The organism is Flavobacterium sp. ACN2, from assembly GCF_002303885.1.
Lineage (GTDB): Bacteria > Bacteroidota > Bacteroidia > Flavobacteriales > Flavobacteriaceae > Flavobacterium.
Genome location: NZ_MRCM01000005.1, coordinates 140,764 through 158,534, shown reverse-complemented (window position 1 = coordinate 158,534; position 17,771 = coordinate 140,764). Strand labels below are relative to the sequence as shown.

Below are 17,771 nucleotides of genomic sequence, written 5' to 3'. Positions count from 1 at the left end.
TATTGTTTTTACGAGCTGTTCCCGCTATTCGTTTCAATCTTTTGTGCCCACTATAGGATTATACAGTTTCGAACCTAAACTTGGCAGTCCTTGGTTTTGCTAGATTCTTAATTGTTAAAAATAGCTTGTGCCAGGATCCTACCACAAAATTAGGTTACAATAATTTTAAGGCATTAGTATAAAATTGGATTGATTCTAAAGATGTAATTTTACGTTTGCAATTTGTACTTTGGTTGTACCTCAAATCATTTTACTCTACGTCATGACCAAAATTTAATTTCTGGAAGCGAAATTAACTTAATGCATATTTTTGTATTGAAAGATAGTTTCTACTGATTAATACCGTAAAGACATGTTTTTAATTTGTAAAAGGGAGAGTTCTCGAATTGTTTTTATAATTTTTATTAACAATAAAAACATCAACTAAATTGTCAACTAAAAATAAAAAAGCCTGTAAACATTACGTTTACAGGATTTTTTGTGGAGTCGCCGGGAATCGAACCCGGGTCCAAACGAGCAACTAAAGAGCTTTCTACACGTTTATTTCCTGATTGAATTTTCGATGTTGAGCTAGGCCAGAAACAACCACCCAACACTTATCTTCTTAATTTTCGAAATCCACCCGAAGCTCATGGAAATCTAGGTTTATTTTTACGGTTCCCCTGAACGGAACGCCACAAACCAAGGCTTTCCAGGAGAATCCAGCTTCTCTACCTTGTAGAGACGTGGCGCAATCTTACTATGATTCGGATTATGCAGCTAAAGCGTAATTATTTTCGCCGTGTAAAAGTGTGAGATCTTATATTTACGAGCAAGGTCTCAATGCTCGACGTGCTTACTGTTCAATTCGACTCGCTGTCAAAACCAGTCGACCCCAAAAATAAGTCTGCAAATTTAGAGTATTTGAAATTACTTTCTGCTAAAAATTTCAGAAAAATTTTGTTATTCTTCGTCTTTAAAATTAAAAGGGTAATCTCCAAAGACAGGAGCTAGTTTACGAACTGCATAAGTGTTTCTGGTCATCTTATTTGATAACGCAATAATCGTTACGCCTTCGTTCATCAAAGTAATGTAAGATGAGGTATTTCCATGCCACCATCCGTTATGGAAATAGAAATTCTGACCTGTTTCCCAGTTAATCATTCTAATTCCAAGACCATAATTTTTAGTTCCTTTGCGTTCGTTGCTGTAACCTGTGTATACTTGTTTCAATAATTCAGGTTTTAAGAAATCTGGTGATTGTCTTGCTCTATCAAATTTTAAAAGATCTCTAGCGGTAGAGAAAATGTTTTTATCGCCGTAAACATTGTCTAGATAATCAAAACCAATTTCTACGCCGTTACCTTTATACGATGGAACAATTTTTTTTCTGTCTTTATCATCGTCAAAAACGTAGGTGTTTTTCATTCCTAGTGGTTTAAAAATCATTTCAGACATTGCTTCTTTATAGCTTAAACCAGTAATTTTTTCGATAATAAGCGCCAACATTGCATAATTAGTATTACAGTAGCTAAAACGAGTTCCTGTTCTAGATTCTAAACCAATGTCTTTTGTTGCTAAAATATCAAGAATATCTTTATTGGTTAATTGATTATGTCGGTCCCAAATCGATTTATCACGATCTGTGAAATAAGCATAGTTGCGCATTCCGGTACGATGATCCAGTAACATTCTTATGGTACACTCTTCGTATGGAAAAGTTTTTAAGATCGTATTTACCTTTTGGTCCAATTCAATTTTACCAGCATTAACCAATTTTAAAACTGCTGTAGCCGTCAAAACTTTACTTACCGAAGCAATTTGTACAGGTGTTTCAGACGTTATTTTGGTTCCTTCATTTTTATTGGCAAAACCATTATATCTTTCAAATAAAATCTGTCCGTTTTTGGCAACCAAGAAGCTCCCGTTCATGTTATTATTGGGCCAGTTTTTATTGTAAAAGTGATTTATTCTGCCCACAACCGAATTTTTATATGCTTGAGAAACTTTCGGTTCTGGACCTAAAGGTTTCATTTTGGGTAAAGTATCTTCGACTGTTTGAGTAGTATCTGTTGTTGTTTTTTTGTTTTGACCACATGAACTTAAAACAAGTATGGAAAAAAGTAATTGTGGTATCTTTGTCTTTTTAAGGAAAATCATTTGCATCGTTCTTTAAAAACAAATATATCGAATTCAATTTTGTTGTATTCTTAGTTCTGAGGCTTTAATTTGTGTTTTTTAACATAATTTTAAGAAAAGTAAATTTTAGTCGATTGTTTTTCAGCTTTTAACGGTTTTGAAACATTTTAAATTGAATTTTAGAAACAAAATTTTAACTAAATTTGTTATATTTGAAACAAATGCATTGTAAAAAGTTATATTATTTAATATTAAAAAATCAGTTTAAATGAAATTTGGAATCATAAAAGAGAGAAAAAATCCGCCAGATAGAAGAGTCGTTTTTTCTCCAAATGAATTGACAAGGTTAAAACAGCTTTATCACGATGCTTCTGTAAAAGTGGAGAGTTCTGATATAAGAATATTTTCTGATGATGATTATAAAAATATGGGAATTACAGTTGCCGATGATGTATCTGACTGCGATGTATTATTTGGAGTAAAAGAAGTTCCCGTAGCCGATTTGATTCCTAATAAAGCCTATTTCTTTTTTTCTCATACGATTAAAAAACAGCCTCATAACAGAAAATTGCTTCAGGCAATTTTAGAAAAGAATATTGATCTATACGATCACGAAACAATTGTAGACGAACATGATCGTCGTTTAATTGGTTTTGGAAGATACGCTGGAATGGTTGGTGTATATAACGGAATTAGAGCTTTCGGAATTAAATTCGAATTGTTCAAACTTCCTAAAGCAGAGACACTTTCAGGAAAAGAAGATTTGATCAAGCATTTAAAACGCATCACAATGCCAGCTCTTAAATTTGTAGTTACCGGAACAGGAAAGGTGGGGAGCGGAGCAAAAGAAATTTTGGATGCCATAAAAGTGAAAGAAATTACGATTGATAATTATTTGACTAAAAAATACGCTCAAGCGGTTTATGTGCAGTTGGATGTTTTGGAATATAACAAAAGAAAAGACGGTCAGGTTTTAGATTTTACAGATTTTGTGAATCATCCAGAGGAATACGAATCTGATTTTGAAAGATTCACGAAGGTTTCTGATATTTATTTTGCAGGGCATTTTTATGCAAGTAATGCACCAATGATTCTAACAAAAGAAATGCTGAATGCAAGCGACTGCAAATTGAAAGTTGTAGCTGATATTTCTTGTGATGTTAATGGACCAATTGCTTGTACAATTCGCTCATCTACAATTGAAGAGCCGTTGTACGGATATTTTCCTTTAGAAGATAGAGAGGTAGATTTTTTTCATCCTGCTGCAGTTGCAGTAATGGCGGTAGATAATTTGCCATGCGAAATCCCTAAAGATGCCAGTGAAGGTTTTGGAGAACAGTTTATGGAACATGTAATTCCAGCTTTCTTCAACGGAGATAAAGACGGAATCTTAAAACGTGCCAAAATCACAGAAAATGGAAAACTGACAGAGAGATTCAGTTATTTACAGGATTACGTTAATAATGGTTAATTGTGAATTATAAATTGAAAAGCCTGAAATTGATATTTCAGGCTTTTGTTTTATTTGTCACCCTGAGCGAAGTCGGAGGGTTTTACACATAAAAAGACTTCGACTTCGCTCAGTCTGACAACGAGTCATTTTTGGTAATTAATAATTCACCATTAACAATTCATCATTAATTTAGACCATCTCTTCAGGTTTCACCCAAGCATCAAAATCTTCTGGAGTTACATAACCTAAACGAACAGCTTCTTCTTTAAGAGTAGTTCCGTTTTTGTGTGCGGTTTGGGCTATTTCAGCGGCTTTGTAATATCCGATTTTAGTATTTAATGCGGTAACTAGCATTAATGAATTATCTACCAATTCTTTTATTCTTTTATGATTAGGTTCGATTCCTTGTGCGCAATGTTCGTCAAAAGAAACACAAGCATCTCCTAATAATTGTGCCGATTGTAAAAAGTTGGCTGCCATTACAGGTTTGAAAACATTCAATTCATAATGACCTTGCATGCCTCCAACTGCAATTGCCATATCATTTCCAATAACTTGAGCGCAAACCATTGTTAAAGCTTCGCATTGCGTTGGGTTTACTTTTCCTGGCATGATTGAAGAACCTGGCTCATTTTCAGGAATATGAATTTCACCAATTCCAGAACGCGGACCAGAAGCTAGCATTCTAACATCGTTAGCAATTTTATTTAAAGAAACGGCTAGTTGTTTTAAAGCTCCGTGTGTTTCTACAATAGCATCGTGTGCAGCAAGTGCTTCAAACTTGTTTTCAGCCGTTATAAAAGGATGATTAGTAAATTGGGCAATATAATCGGCTACTTTTACATCATAACCTTTTGGTGTATTTAATCCAGTTCCAACAGCTGTTCCTCCAAGCGCTATTTCAGATAAATGTGCTAAAGTGTTTTTTAATGCTTTTAATCCGAATGCTAATTGAGCGGCATAACCAGAAATTTCTTGACCTAAAGTTAATGGCGTTGCATCCATTAAGTGTGTACGCCCGATTTTGACTACGTCTTTGTATTCAGCTGCTTTTTTTGCTAATGTAGCGTGAAGTTTTTCTACACCAGGAATGGTAGTTTCGACCACCATTTTATAAGCCGCAATGTGCATTCCGGTAGGGAAAGTATCATTTGATGATTGTGATTTGTTCACATCGTCATTGGCTTTAATGAATTGTTCGCCTTCGCCAATTTCAAAACCTTTAAGAACTTGAGCGCGATTTGCAATTACTTCGTTCACATTCATATTGCTTTGCGTTCCAGAACCTGTTTGCCAAATTACTAATGGAAATTGATCATCTAATTTTCCTTCCAGAATTTCGTCGCAAACAGCAGCGATAGCATCTCTTTTTTCGATTGGTAAAACGCCTAAATCATAATTGGCATAAGCTGCTGCTTTTTTTAAGTAAGCAAAACCTTCAATGATTTCTTTTGGCATAGATGCCAATGGTCCAATTTTGAAATTGTTTCTGGAACGTTCTGTTTGTGCACCCCAATACTTATCGGCTGGGACCTGAACTTCGCCCATGGTGTCTTTTTCTATTCTGTATTTCATTATGTTGTTTGTAAAAATGTTATTCTGTAAATGTGAAATATCTAAATGCGAAATGAAAAGTTTCTTTTGAAAATGAGTCTTTTAGCCCTGGTGGTAGCGGCATCTCCCGATTTAGAAAAACAAGGCTTTTTAGCCGTAGTTTTTGTTTATCGGGAATACAGCGGACAGCAGGAATAGCTCCTGAAAATTATTACAATTGTCTGAGCTCTTTATTTCAAAGGACTTCAAGTTTAAAAAAAGCTTATTTAAAATGAGTATAAATATACGTATAAATGTTATTTAACGAAAATTGATTTAGATTTTATTGCTGAGAAAAAATATATACCCTACATTTGTCGTAACATTCAAAAATTCCGGAAAACATGTTTGAATTTTCACAGTACTTAGGCTTTTTACTTTTCTTAACCATTCTAACTATAGGGTTTTGGTTAATGTTTTTCTTGGTTGGTTTCGTATCTTATTGGGTTACGGGAGCAAGCTGGGAAATGATCAAAGAAAAAAGAGCCAGAAAAAGACAAGAAGAACAATCTATTAAATATTAGATTGATGTCATAAGAAAAGAACCCACTAGGGTTCTTTTTTTTTGCACAAAAAAAAGGAAATTCCAATCCCGAAGCCTTGGGAGAAATTCCAAATTCCAATACTTTGCGTTTAGATTTTAGTCAAAGTTTTAAACTTTTACAAAGTTAAACAGCTAAGAAGTAGGCTTAAAATAAAAAATTCCAAATCCCAATTATAATTGGAATTTGGAATTTTTTGGATTGTTATTTTTTTATCCAATTTGGAATTTTTGATATTGGAATTTAACAGATGTTAACCCGGAAATTCTCCGCCACCTTCTCCACCACCATCGTTTCTTGGCTGTGCGTTTTTATCTCTTTCGCTTTTTGGTTTGTTGAAACGGTAAGTGAATGATAAATTAAACTGACGTTTACGGAATTGGAATTCGCTATATGAATTTACATTGTCTAAGTAGGTGTAAGATCTCATTTTTCTTGAATTGAAAACATCGCTAATATTGAATGCAATAGTTCCTTTGTCTTTCATAACATCTTTACTGAAAGCTGTATTCATTCCGAATTGGCCTAAGTTTTTACCTTGAGCTGTTTTTTGCTCTCCGTTGTACATTGCCGTTAACTGCCAGTCAATTTTGTATGGTAACGTTACTTTAGAGTTTACTCTTGCAAACCAAGAATTAGCCTGATTGTCTAAATTTTGAACTATCTCGTTTCCTTGTGTGTCTGTATAGCTATGTTCTCCAGTTGTTTTTACATTAAAAAAGTTGAAGTTACTGTTTAATTTCCACCATTTGTATGGAGTGTAATTAAATGTAAATTCGAAACCAAATTTTTGTTCTTTTCCTAAGTTAATAGGCTGGCTTTTGATAACTGGGATTCCATTAACTTCATCACCTGTAGGAGATCGTACAAAGCTGAAAACGTCTTTTGTATCTTCAAAATAGGCAGACGTATTAAAAGTTACTTTATCCCATTTTTTAATGTAGCCAATATCATATTTGTCTGTTAAAGAAGGATCCAAGTCTGGATTTCCTTGAAAGATATTAATGTTACTTGCATAGTTTACAGCAGGATTCATGAAACGACCTCTAGGTCTAGTTAAACGTTTACTATAGCTTGCCGAGAAATTACTCTGATCTGAAATTTCGTAACTAACAAAAGCACTTGGAAATAAGTTGTTGTATTTTTTAGTATTGAAATCGCTGTTGTCTAATAAGTTAACATGGATGTCTGTGTCTTCCCATCTTAAACCAAATAAATAAGAAAACTTATTTGCTTTGAAACCATATTGCGTATAAAGCGCATTGATGTTTTCTTTGTACTCTAAGGTATTTGATAAATTAGGATTTTTTACACCTTGATCATCTGTTACGAAATATTCGTTATTCAGATCTCCAAAACTTCCTTTGTAACCCGCTTCAAACTGTCCGCCTTTTCCTAATGGCAATACATAGTCTGCTTGAAAAAGAACTTGTTTCTGAACTTGATCGTTTAAAGTTGTGTCAAATCTAGGAGAATCTTCGATTGTACTATTGCTATCGTCTGTATTTCTTGAAATAGAAAAATCTGCGGTAAGTTTATGTCCTTTATCGTTGAAGTTTTTAATCAAGTTAGAAGTATATTCAAAGTTTTCACTTCCAGTATCTGCATTGTTTAAACGAAATGTTGTTCCTGTAAAATTTTGAGCAGCATCATAGTTGTAATAGTTGATCAAATCTCTATCGTCACCAGAATTTTTTTGGTAATTGATCGCATTGGTCCAAAATGTAGATGGAGTTATGGTCCATTCTACACCGGCTCTTCCGTTAAAACCTTTTCTAATACGTTGTGTATCGCGGTCTTCGTCTAAGTAGCTTTTTATTGTTCCGTCTGGATTAAGGTATTCGGAATTTGTTTTTCCTGCTCCTTCTGTAGTTCTATAATTGTAACCAGCAGTAGTGAAATAGTTTAACTTTTCTGTTTTATAGTTCAAATTACCGCTTAAACCGTAAGTTTCTGGCAAACCTGTTGAAGCAATAAAAGTTCCGTTGAAGCCTTGGTTTTTACCTTTTTTAAGAATAATGTTGATAATTCCAGAACCACCTTCTGCATCATAACGCGCCGATGGATTCGTAATAACTTCTACTTTATCAATTGCATCTGCAGGCAGTTGTCTTAAAGCTTCTGCCATGTTTATAGCTTGCGAAGGTCTTCCGTCAATTAAGATACGAATATTGTCGCTTCCTCTTAAACTTACATTTCCTTCTGTATCAACAGAAACAGACGGAACGTTGTCTAAAACATCGCTCACGCTTCCGCCTTTTACAATCATATCTTGACCGACATTGTAAACTTTTTTGTCCAATTTAATCTCAACTGTCGATTTTTCAGCTCGAACAACAACTTCATTTAACTGCGCTGCATCTTCGGATAGATTTATTACGCCTAAATTGGTGTCATCCTGAATGCTTTTTGCCTTAATTTCAGTTGGTTTAAATGAAATAAATTCAACCTTAATATCGTAAGTTCCAGGCGCAACAGCAACCTCAAACTCTCCTTTTGGATTTGTGATGCCTCCAGCGACAACTTTTGTATCGTTTGGAGCAGTAATCGAAATAGTAGCATATTCTAAGGGCTGTTTGCTTACTTTCTCGAAAACTTTCCCGGTGACTTTTACTTTATTCTTGCCACCTGGGCCTCCTTGTTGAGAGTAATTGTAAAAACTTGTAAACAAGAATACAAGCAATACTGCAAATTTGATTTTTTTCATTTTCTGGTTTTCTTTATTCCTTTAGACGGCAAATGTAGTTTTTGGTTTAAAGAGAGAAATCACAAAAAAATGTTAATAGGATATTTTAGAATCAATCTAAAAAAGAAGCGACCAATTCTGGGTCACGTCCAATGATGGCTTTTCCGTCTTTTACAACAATCGGGCGTTCAATTAAGATAGGGTTTTCTACCATTGCATTGACAATATCGTCGTTGCTCAGAGTCTTACCTTTAAAATTTTCAATCCAGATTTTTTCTTTAGTTCTGATAAGCTGAATTGGTTCAAGATTTAACTGTACTAATAGTGTTTTTAACTGATCAAAAGTTGGAGTTTCGGTTAAGTAAGGAATGATTTCAAAATCTTGGTTCGATTTTTCGATAAAAGCAAGACAGTTTCTTGATTTTCCGCATCTCGGATTATGGTAAATTTGTATCATTTTGTTATATTTAAACGTTTCAAATATTCTTACAATAAAAAAGGGGTATTTTAGCAATATCAAAAGTAAGATTAACTTATCGAATTTGAATTCTCATTTTTTAAAATTTTAAATTTATGTTTTTAGAGCAAGGGATTAAACCTGAAAATAAATTTTGGAAATATCTTTTAGGATCTGTCTTTATTATTTCAGCGTCTTTTGTTGGCCAACTTCCAATTACAGCAGCTGTGTTTTATAAAACATTTACCGAGCACATCGCTTTTCCAACAACTAACGAGGGTGTTATGAACATGTTCGAGTCGAATACGACGCTTTTTCTGGTCATGATTTCGTTTGTTTTTGCGTTTGCAGGAATTTATTTTGTTGTAAAATTTATTCATCATCAAACCTTATTGTCAGTCACCACTTCAAGATCTAGAGTAGATTGGAATCGAATTTGGTTTTCTTTTTTTGTGTGGACATTTTTTTCACTGCTTAGTTTTTTGTTTGTCTATTTAAGAGCTCCGGAACAATTTGTGTTGCAATTTAAATTGATTCCTTTTTTAGTATTAGTAATTTTAGGTTGCATTTTAATTCCGATTCAGACAACTACAGAAGAATATGTTTTTAGAGGATATTTAATGCAAGGATTTGCCAATTTAGCGCAGAACAGATGGTTTCCGCTCCTAATGACTTCTGTTATATTCGGTTCAATGCATTGGACTAATCCAGAAGTTGGTAAAATGGGAAATATTATAATGATTTATTACATAGGAACAGGATTGTTTTTAGGAGTTATAACTTTGATGGATGAAGGAATGGAGCTTGCGCTTGGATTCCATGCTGCAAACAATCTTGTGGGAGCTTTGTTGGTTACATCAGATTGGACTGTTTTTCAAACGAATTCTATATTTAAAGATCTTTCAGAACCTTCGGCGGGAATCGATGTTATTCTGCCAGTTGTGGTTATTTATCCTCTTCTGCTTTTTATTTTTAGTAAAAAATACGGTTGGACAAATTGGAAAGAAAAGCTAACGGGAAATATTAATCATGTCGAATTAAAAGCTTAAGAATATGCAAAACTTAACTCAAAATAACGTTCACAATTATTTCAAATTAAATGGATATCATTTAAATGCGAAAGATCTGTGCCGTATCGCTTATAGTTTTATCAAAGAAGGAGATGCCTACGAACAATCAATAGGGGAGTTCTTTTTGGATTGGTTTGATAAAAAGGATTATATCGAAATGACTACTTCTGGTACAACAGGCCTGCCAAAATTAGTTAGGCTGAAAAAACAAGCCATGATACAGTCAGCGCTTGCAACTGGAGATTTCTTTGATTTAAAACCAGGAGATAAAGCGTTGTTGTGCCTTCCAACGCAGTTTATTGCTGGAAAAATGATGCTGGTAAGAAGTTTAATTTTAGGTTTAGAATTAGATGTTGTCTCACCAAGTCTTCATCCGCTGGAATTAAATACAACGACTTATGATTTTGTAGCAATGGTTCCGCTTCAAGTTCAAAATTCTATTGCTGGATTGTCTAAAGTTCGTAAGTTGATTATTGGAGGTGCTAAATTAGATTCGGCTTTAGAGGAGAAATTGTTGCCACTTAAAACGGAAATCTATGAAACATACGGAATGACTGAAACCATTACGCATATTGCTGCGAAACGTTTAGGCGATTCTGTTTTTTCGATTCTTCCAAATGTAAAAATTTCTCAAGATGATCGCCAATGTTTGGTTATCAATGTGGCTACAATATCAGATGAACCAATTGTGACTAATGATTTGGTTGAATTGTTGAATGAACAGCAGTTTAAATTTTTAGGACGAATAGATAATGTAATCAATAGTGGAGGAGTAAAGTTGATTCCAGAACAGATTGAAGCGAAATTGATTGGAAAAATAAACAGCAGATTTTTTGTTACTGGACTTCCAGATACCACTTTAGGAGAAAAATTAGTTTTGGTTATCGAAGGAGAAAAACAAGAGTTTGAACCTGATTTTTTTGATGTTTTAGGTAAATATGAAAAACCAAAAGAGATAGTTTTTGTTTCAAAATTTAAAGAAAACGAAAATGGTAAGTTGTTGCGAAAACCTACTTTACAAGATTAAATACTAATCTTTTAAATTCCAAGGTTTCGCAATTTTGTCATTTCGACGTAAGGAGAAATCTTCGCTAGAAACTCCACAAAGATTTGCTTATTGGAGCGGAGCTACTTGCGAAGATTTCTCCTTACGTCGAAATGACAAAGTTATATGGGATTAGAAAAAATAAAAAATTCCAAATTCCAAGTTTTAAGATTGGAATTTGGAATTTTAATATTGAGTATTCCGAAATAAATCGGAATTTGGAATTTATTTTTTTCTTTCCAAAAGTGCCATATAAAATCCATCAAAACCAGATTCTGAAGCCAGCATTTTACGATCTTCAATAAAAGTAAATTGTTGTCCGATTTCTGTTTTTAAGAACTTCTCTACTTGCTCTTGATTTTCTGATGGAAGAACAGAACAAGTTGCATAAACCAATTTTCCGCCTGGTTTTACAATTTTAGAATAGCTTTCTAAAACTTCACTCTGAACCTTACGGATATTATCAATAAACTCAGGTTGTAATTTCCATTTAGAATCTGGGTTTCTTTTCAAAACTCCTAATCCGCTACAAGGTGCGTCAATTAAAACACGATCTGCTTTTTCGTGTAATTTTTTGATCACTTTTGTGCTGTCAATAATGCGGTATTCGATATTAAAAGCGCCATTTCTTTTTGCTCTTAATTTCAATTGTTTCAATTTGCTTTCGTACAAGTCCATTGCGATCAATTGCCCTTTATTTTCCATTAAAGAAGCCATGTGCAAAGTTTTTCCTCCAGCACCAGCACAAGTGTCAACTACACGCATTCCTGGTTTTACATCCAAAAATCCTGCAACTAATTGAGAGTTGGCATCCTGAACTTCAAAAAGTCCTTGTTTAAAGGCATCTGTCAAAAATACATTGGCTCTTTCTTTTAAAACAAGAGCTTCTGGCTGGTCTTTTAAATATTCTGTTTCAATATTTAAATCCATTAAAGTATTTCGAAGGTTTTCTTTAGTGCCTTTTAAAGTATTGGTTCTAAGAATAACTTTTGCCGGCTGATTTTGCGCTGCAATTTCTTTTGCCCAAGCTTTTTCTCCAAGTTCTTTTACGCCCAATTCATCCATCCAATCCGGAATAGATTCTTTGATAGCTCTAGTCTTAGATAATTCGTCAAAACGGCCTTTTATTTTTCTTTCAGGAGTTCCTTCTAATTGTCTCCAATCTGGAATTGGATAGCCGCGTAAAACAGCCCAAACGGCAAACATTCTCCATAGATTATCTCTGTCGTAAGGTTCTTTTACTTCGGCAATTTCAGCGTATAATCGTTTCCAGCGAACAATTTCGTATATGGTTTCAGCAACAAACTTCCTGTCAGAACTTCCCCAACGTTTGTCTTTTTTTAATGCTCTTGCTACCACTTTATCAGCATATTCTCCTTCGTTGAAAATTGCATTTAAAGAGTCAATGGTAGTATAAACTAAATTTCTGTGTAATCTCATTTCTATAATTTGAGTTGCAAAGGTACTATTAATTGATTGAAAGTTAAATTTTTAATACTGAATCTTACTTCAGACTTTCACTAAATGAAAAAAACACTCTAAATTAGAGTGTTTTTGAAATTATTGTTAAGCTTTTTATTCTTTCGAAATAATACGCGTTAATCCAATATTTTCTGGAGCATGAAGCACCATTGGGAATTTCTCTATCTTAACAGAGCTGCTGTCCAGACCGAAAGCTCTTTCTTCAGACAAACTCAGTTTTTTGATGAAGAAATAAGAATTCATGATAATGTTTTCATGCCATCTTAAATCGTTGTCATTTGATAAGAATTTCTCAGACAATACAAATTTAAAGTCCCCAATAATATTGTTTTTATTCAAAGATTCATAACGGCTCGTAATATCAACTTCACCACGTTTTACCATATCTTTGATAACTTCTCTAAACATCAAATTTATCTTGGTAGGCTCTCTAAAACCTAAATTAAAGTCAATTCTGTAGATATCGTCTTTAGCAATCTCTGTTACTTTATATTGCGTTTTATATGGTTCAGTCAAGATATTCACATGAACAAACCAATAAATATCGGCTCTTTTCGGGCGCTTTTGAAGAATAGAATAAATGATTTTTTCCTCTAGTTCATCTACACGATTTGCGTTTGTCATATAAACCAAATGCGTAGCATATTTTGGAATAGATAAATCTTGGCTTAACTCTACCAAAACTTGTTTGTAATCATCAACCTTAACGACTTTTGTATAGTTTTTGTTGATTTTCTTAGCCAAGTACCAGATTGTCATAACAGAAATCAGCATACTTGCAATGATTAAAGTTACATAACCACCTTCTGCAAATTTGGTAATATTAGCGAAAAGGAAACTGAACTCAATCAATAAATAAATTGTGATCAACGGTACCATGAAGTACAGTTTTACGCGTTTCATGATTAAGTAGTAGTTTAAGAGAATCGTTGTCATGATCATACACAAAATAATCGCAAGACCATAAGCATGCTCCATGTTTCCAGATTTCTCAAAATGTAAAACGATTCCGACACAGCCAAAAAACAATAACCAGTTGATTGACGGAATATATAATTGTCCTTTTACCTCTGTAGGATATTTGATTTTTACTTTTGGCCAGAAGTTCAGACGCATTGCTTCATTGATTAAAGTAAACGAGCCAGAGATAAGTGCCTGAGATGCAATTACGGCTGCAAGAGTTGCAACTACAATTCCGAATGGTAAAAACCAATGTGGCATAATTAAGTAAAACGGATTTCCGTTTTCGCCTCCTAATTGCTGTAATGTACTTCCTTCATGGTGAATCAAATAAGCTGCTTGTCCGAAATAGTTTAAAACTAAAGTCGTTTTTACAAACATCCAGCTAATTCTGATGTTTTTTCTTCCGCAGTGTCCCATGTCAGAATACAAAGCCTCGGCTCCAGTTGTACATAAGAATACAAAACCAAGAACGAAGAAACCATCAGGGTGTATCGATAATAAATGATAAGCGTAGTAAGGATTGATCGCTTTAATTACCTCTGGATAATTCAGAACCTGAATTGTTCCTAAAGTACCCAGCATTGCAAACCAGATTAACATCATTGGGGCAAAGAATTTACCTACCAATTTAGTTCCGAACTGCTGAATAGTGAATAAAACGAATAAAATTGTAATTACGATATACACAATGGTTTGTGTTTCCATCGTCGGGTAGAAAGCTCTAATTCCTTCTACAGCAGATGAAATCGAAATAGGCGGAGTTATAATTCCGTCAGCGAGCAGGGCGCTACCTCCAATAATGGCGGGTACTATGAGCCATTGAATTTTTGTTTTTTTGACTAATGCATATAGGGCAAAAATTCCTCCTTCACCGTGGTTGTCAGCACTTAAAGTAATAAGTACATATTTAATTGTAGTTTGTAATGTTAAGGTCCAGAACACACAAGAGATACCGCCTAAAACAATATCAGCATTTATCGTGTGATCGCCTAATATAGCCTTCATTACATACAATGGAGATGTTCCAATATCTCCATAAATAATCCCTAAAGTAATTAATAAACCCCCAATAGACAACTTACTATGTAAGTTTTTATGCGATGCGCTCATGTTAATTTTATAAAAAGACGGTTGCAAATTTACTGTTTTAAAACAAATTAGAGGCATTTAAAATTAAAAAGATAAAAAAAAGCACAATCGTAAAATTGTGCTTCTGTTTTTGAATATTATTTATTTGGAAAATTAACCTCGTCTTCCGTTTCCTCTAGAATTCGAGCTGCTTTCTCTTTGGCTTTGTCCGCCTCTAGATTCTTGGCTCATTTTTGGAGATTCTTGACTTGGTCTAGAAGCTTCTTGGCTCATTCTTGGAGATTCTGAACGCTGACTTTGCTGTGGTCTAGCTGAATAATCTCTATTTGAACTGCTAGATTGATTCTCTGAGTAGCTTCTAGTACTTCTTTCAGCTCTTGGAGCAGATGTTTCACGGCTTGAGTTACCTCTTGATGTGCTAGAAGAATTATTGCTACCATAATCTACTCTCTGAGAATTTTGTGCTCTCGGAGTGCTTTCAGCTCTTGGAGTATTATTCGTACTATTAGAATAATCACGAGTTGCGCTTCTTTGAGTATTTACATTTTCAGTGCTTCTGCCTGTAGAATTGTAGCCTCTGTTGCTGTTTCCATTGCCATTATTGCTTCTGTCGACAGAAGGTCTATTTGTACTGCTTCTGTTATCAGCATATGTTCTGTTAGAAACTCCATTGTTAGATGTTGTTCTGCCACTGTTATTTCTGTTTGTATTGTACGTATTTCTGTTAGTTTCTCTGCTTACAACACGTCTTTGATCTAATTCGTATCGATTTGTTGTGTTAGCATGTCTTTCCGCAAAACTATAATTCGGACGCATTCTTTCGTAACCATAAGTACGTCTTGTTTCGTAAATAGCAGAAGCTCTATAGCTTCTTCTCACATTTACATAATTGTATGTATTGTGTACATTGATGCATACATTTACGTTGTTTCTGTATCTGTAAACAGGGTAAGGTGTCCACGCTGTGTAATACGTTGGATAATAGCCCCAGTACCAAGTTGAATAATAAGGTCTGTAATTTGTTACCCAAAACGAAGTGTAAATAACAGGAACCACACTATAAACGGGCTCATAAATATAATTTGCTCCGTATAAATAAGTGTTTCCTACAATCTGAACACTTACTTTGTTGTAATTGTCTCTCTCCACATCGATAGTTGCAATGTCTTGGTAAACATCACGATCTAAAACGGCTTGGATAATAACAACGTGTGTTCTGTTTTCTACACTCTCAATAACGCGAAGATAATCTACTTCGTTATCACCATTAAGGTCTAAGTTTGATATTTGATATTTAGGATCATTTAAACGTCTTTCAAAATCTTGAAGGTTAGCTGATTCTCCAAACATCGAAGCAACAGCTCTTAAATCTAAGTTATCGCTTATATCTGAGTTTTTTGCATAAACAGTAGCTCCAGCTTGGGCTTGGCAAGAACTAATTCCTAATGCAAATAGGGCTAGTAAAAGTAATTTCGCTTTCATGATAAAATCATATTGAAGATTAATATTCTGAGATATCCAATTACTGTGCCATAAAATTTATTCAAGATAATTATGAGTTTAGTTTCTTGGTTATCAGTATCTTTTTTTTGTTATCGTCTATGGAGAAATACGTCTAAAACTGTAAATACAAATGGAATAATAATATCTTTTGGTCGAATACCAGGATCGTTACTGTAGCCTGTATTTTTAGAAGTCATGATAATATTAATGGTTGCCACATCTTCGAATATGTTTGGTTTTATTTCCGATTGAATGATGATGATTTTAATATTGTTTTGAATTTTTTCTGTAACTCTTAAATAATCAACCTTTCCATCATTATTTAAATCTAAGTTTGAGATTCGTTCATCAGGATAATTTAATCTTGTTTCAAAATCTGCCGCGTCTACAGATTGAGAAAATATCATAGAAACAGCATTTAAGTCTAAATTGTTTTCTACATAAGAGTTTTTAGCGTAAACATTTACTTTTTGGGCGTAAGTGGAATTTACTAGTAGTATAAAAATCCCTATAAATAATATATTTTTCATATTTTACTTGTTAAATGTATTTTGTAAGAAAACAATTACCATGCCAGAAAAGAATATAGAATGATTTTGAAATTTTATAAATAATCGTATTTTAGCGTTAACCAAATTTTAAATTTCCTATGAAAAAACTCGCTTTATTTTGTGTTATTTTTATTTTGCTGATGTCTTTTAGGACATTTAATTATAAAACTGATATTGTTTATAATAATGGCTTTACATCAATGACAATAGATACATTGTTTAAAGACAGAATTAGTATTAGAGCAATTCTTATTGATAAAAATAAAGTTTGGTACGGGGCAGATAATTCTCGTTTTGGTTATTATGATTTGGATAAAAACGAGAAATTTGAAGAACATATTTACCGTGATACACTTAAATTAGAATTTAGAAGTATAGCGCAAACATCAAAAGATATTTTTTTGTTGAGTGTGGCAAATCCAGCACTTCTTTATTCCGTTTCAAAAAAAGACCGCAAAGTTAAATTGGTTTATAAAGAAATTAATCCGAAAGTATTTTATGATAGCATGCAGTTTTGGAACGATAAGGAAGGAATTGCAATTGGTGACCCGACAGAGGATACTTTCTCTATTATAGTTACTCGCGACGGCGGAGAAACTTGGACAAAATTATTGTCTGATAAATTACCAACAAATAGCACTGGAGAAGCTGCTTTTGCAGCGAGTAATACCAATATTGTTATAAAAGGAAACGATACATGGTTGGTATCGGGCGGAAAAAAAGCGCGTGTTTTTTATTCTCCAGATAAAGCAAAAACGTGGAAAGTTGTAGAAACTCCAATCGTGCAAGGGAAACAAATGACAGGAATTTTTACTGCCGATTTCTACGATTCTAAGCAAGGTTTTATTGCAGGAGGAGATTATGATCTTCCTAATAATAAAGCCAATAATAAGGCTTTTACAAAAGATGGCGGGAAGACTTGGCAATTAATTGGCCAGAATATGGGATTTGGTTATGCGTCATGTATACAATATGTTCCAGGAGGCAATGGAAGAGAAATTGTTTGTGTAGGTTCAGAAGGAATACAATATTCTCAAAATGGAGGAGAAAACTGGATGCAGCTTTCTACAGACACCAAATTCTTCACCATTCGTTTTGTGAATAGAAATACTGCTATCGCAGCAGGACATAATAAAGTAGTTCGATTGAATTTTAAATAAAAAAATAAGAACCCTAAATAATAAAGTAAGTATTATTATATAGGGTTCTTATCGCTGTT

The 17,771-nt window shown here is 33.8% G+C and carries 13 protein-coding genes and 1 other RNA gene; 5 read left to right on the top strand and 9 right to left on the bottom strand.

Annotated elements, in window-relative coordinates:
* Positions 1-478 precede the first annotated feature (478 nt).
* Together ssrA and BSF41_RS07870 are read right to left on the bottom strand one after the other, a co-directional pair.
* Positions 479-876: a transfer-messenger RNA gene (gene ssrA / locus BSF41_RS07875) on the bottom strand.
* Between the two features lie 66 nt (positions 877-942).
* Positions 943-2,145 (bottom strand): serine hydrolase, encoded by a 1,203-nt coding sequence (locus BSF41_RS07870; RefSeq protein WP_095928946.1) that lies wholly within the window; start codon positions 2,143-2,145, stop codon positions 943-945.
* A 241-nt stretch (positions 2,146-2,386) separates the two neighbouring features.
* Between BSF41_RS07870 and BSF41_RS07865 the strand changes: the two genes are divergently transcribed.
* Positions 2,387-3,589: an NAD(P)-dependent oxidoreductase gene (locus BSF41_RS07865; RefSeq protein WP_095928945.1), complete on the top strand. Its 1,203-nt coding sequence runs from the start codon at positions 2,387-2,389 to the stop codon at positions 3,587-3,589.
* A 171-nt stretch (positions 3,590-3,760) separates the two neighbouring features.
* Here BSF41_RS07865 and fumC read toward each other — a convergent pair whose 3' ends face one another.
* Complete coding sequence (gene fumC / locus BSF41_RS07860) at positions 3,761-5,146, bottom strand: class II fumarate hydratase (RefSeq protein ID WP_095928944.1); 1,386 nt, start codon at positions 5,144-5,146, stop codon at positions 3,761-3,763.
* Between the two features lie 362 nt (positions 5,147-5,508).
* On the opposite strand from fumC, the gene BSF41_RS07855 reads away from it, so the two are divergent.
* Positions 5,509-5,688, top strand: a complete 180-nt coding sequence (locus BSF41_RS07855; protein ID WP_095928943.1) for a hypothetical protein — start codon at positions 5,509-5,511, stop codon at positions 5,686-5,688.
* 271 nt (positions 5,689-5,959) lie between these two features.
* Here BSF41_RS07855 and BSF41_RS07850 read toward each other — a convergent pair whose 3' ends face one another.
* Positions 5,960-8,413, bottom strand: a complete 2,454-nt coding sequence (locus BSF41_RS07850; protein ID WP_095928942.1) for an outer membrane beta-barrel family protein — start codon at positions 8,411-8,413, stop codon at positions 5,960-5,962.
* A gap of 91 nt (positions 8,414-8,504) precedes the next feature.
* Complete coding sequence (gene arsC, locus BSF41_RS07845) at positions 8,505-8,849, bottom strand: arsenate reductase (glutaredoxin) (protein WP_095928941.1); 345 nt, start codon at positions 8,847-8,849, stop codon at positions 8,505-8,507.
* A gap of 116 nt (positions 8,850-8,965) precedes the next feature.
* On the opposite strand from arsC, the gene BSF41_RS07840 reads away from it, so the two are divergent.
* Both BSF41_RS07840 and BSF41_RS07835 read left to right on the top strand, forming a co-directional pair.
* On the top strand, positions 8,966-9,898 hold the full coding sequence (locus BSF41_RS07840) for a CPBP family intramembrane glutamic endopeptidase (RefSeq protein WP_095928940.1): 933 nt from the start codon (positions 8,966-8,968) through the stop codon (positions 9,896-9,898).
* Between the two features lie 4 nt (positions 9,899-9,902).
* On the top strand, positions 9,903-10,946 hold the full coding sequence (locus tag BSF41_RS07835; protein WP_095928939.1) for an AMP-binding protein: 1,044 nt from the start codon (positions 9,903-9,905) through the stop codon (positions 10,944-10,946).
* Positions 10,947-11,189: 243 nt separating this feature from the next.
* Here BSF41_RS07835 and BSF41_RS07830 read toward each other — a convergent pair whose 3' ends face one another.
* The 4 genes from BSF41_RS07830 to BSF41_RS07815 all read right to left on the bottom strand — a co-directional run bounded on the left by BSF41_RS07830 (position 11,190) and on the right by BSF41_RS07815 (position 16,531).
* Positions 11,190-12,404 (bottom strand): RsmB/NOP family class I SAM-dependent RNA methyltransferase, encoded by a 1,215-nt coding sequence (locus BSF41_RS07830; protein WP_095928938.1) that lies wholly within the window; start codon positions 12,402-12,404, stop codon positions 11,190-11,192.
* Positions 12,405-12,539: 135 nt separating this feature from the next.
* Positions 12,540-14,519: a KUP/HAK/KT family potassium transporter gene (locus tag BSF41_RS07825; RefSeq protein WP_095928937.1), complete on the bottom strand. Its 1,980-nt coding sequence runs from the start codon at positions 14,517-14,519 to the stop codon at positions 12,540-12,542.
* 132 nt (positions 14,520-14,651) lie between these two features.
* A complete protein-coding gene (locus BSF41_RS07820; protein ID WP_095928936.1) occupies positions 14,652-15,980 on the bottom strand; it encodes a hypothetical protein in 1,329 nt (442 codons plus the stop codon).
* 110 nt (positions 15,981-16,090) lie between these two features.
* Entirely contained in the window at positions 16,091-16,531 is a 441-nt protein-coding gene (locus tag BSF41_RS07815) for a hypothetical protein (protein WP_095928935.1), read from the bottom strand.
* Positions 16,532-16,650: 119 nt separating this feature from the next.
* Here BSF41_RS07815 and BSF41_RS07810 point away from each other — a divergent pair, with 119 nt between their 5' ends.
* Entirely contained in the window at positions 16,651-17,712 is a 1,062-nt protein-coding gene (locus BSF41_RS07810) for an oxidoreductase (RefSeq protein ID WP_095928934.1), read from the top strand.
* Positions 17,713-17,771 lie beyond the last annotated feature (59 nt).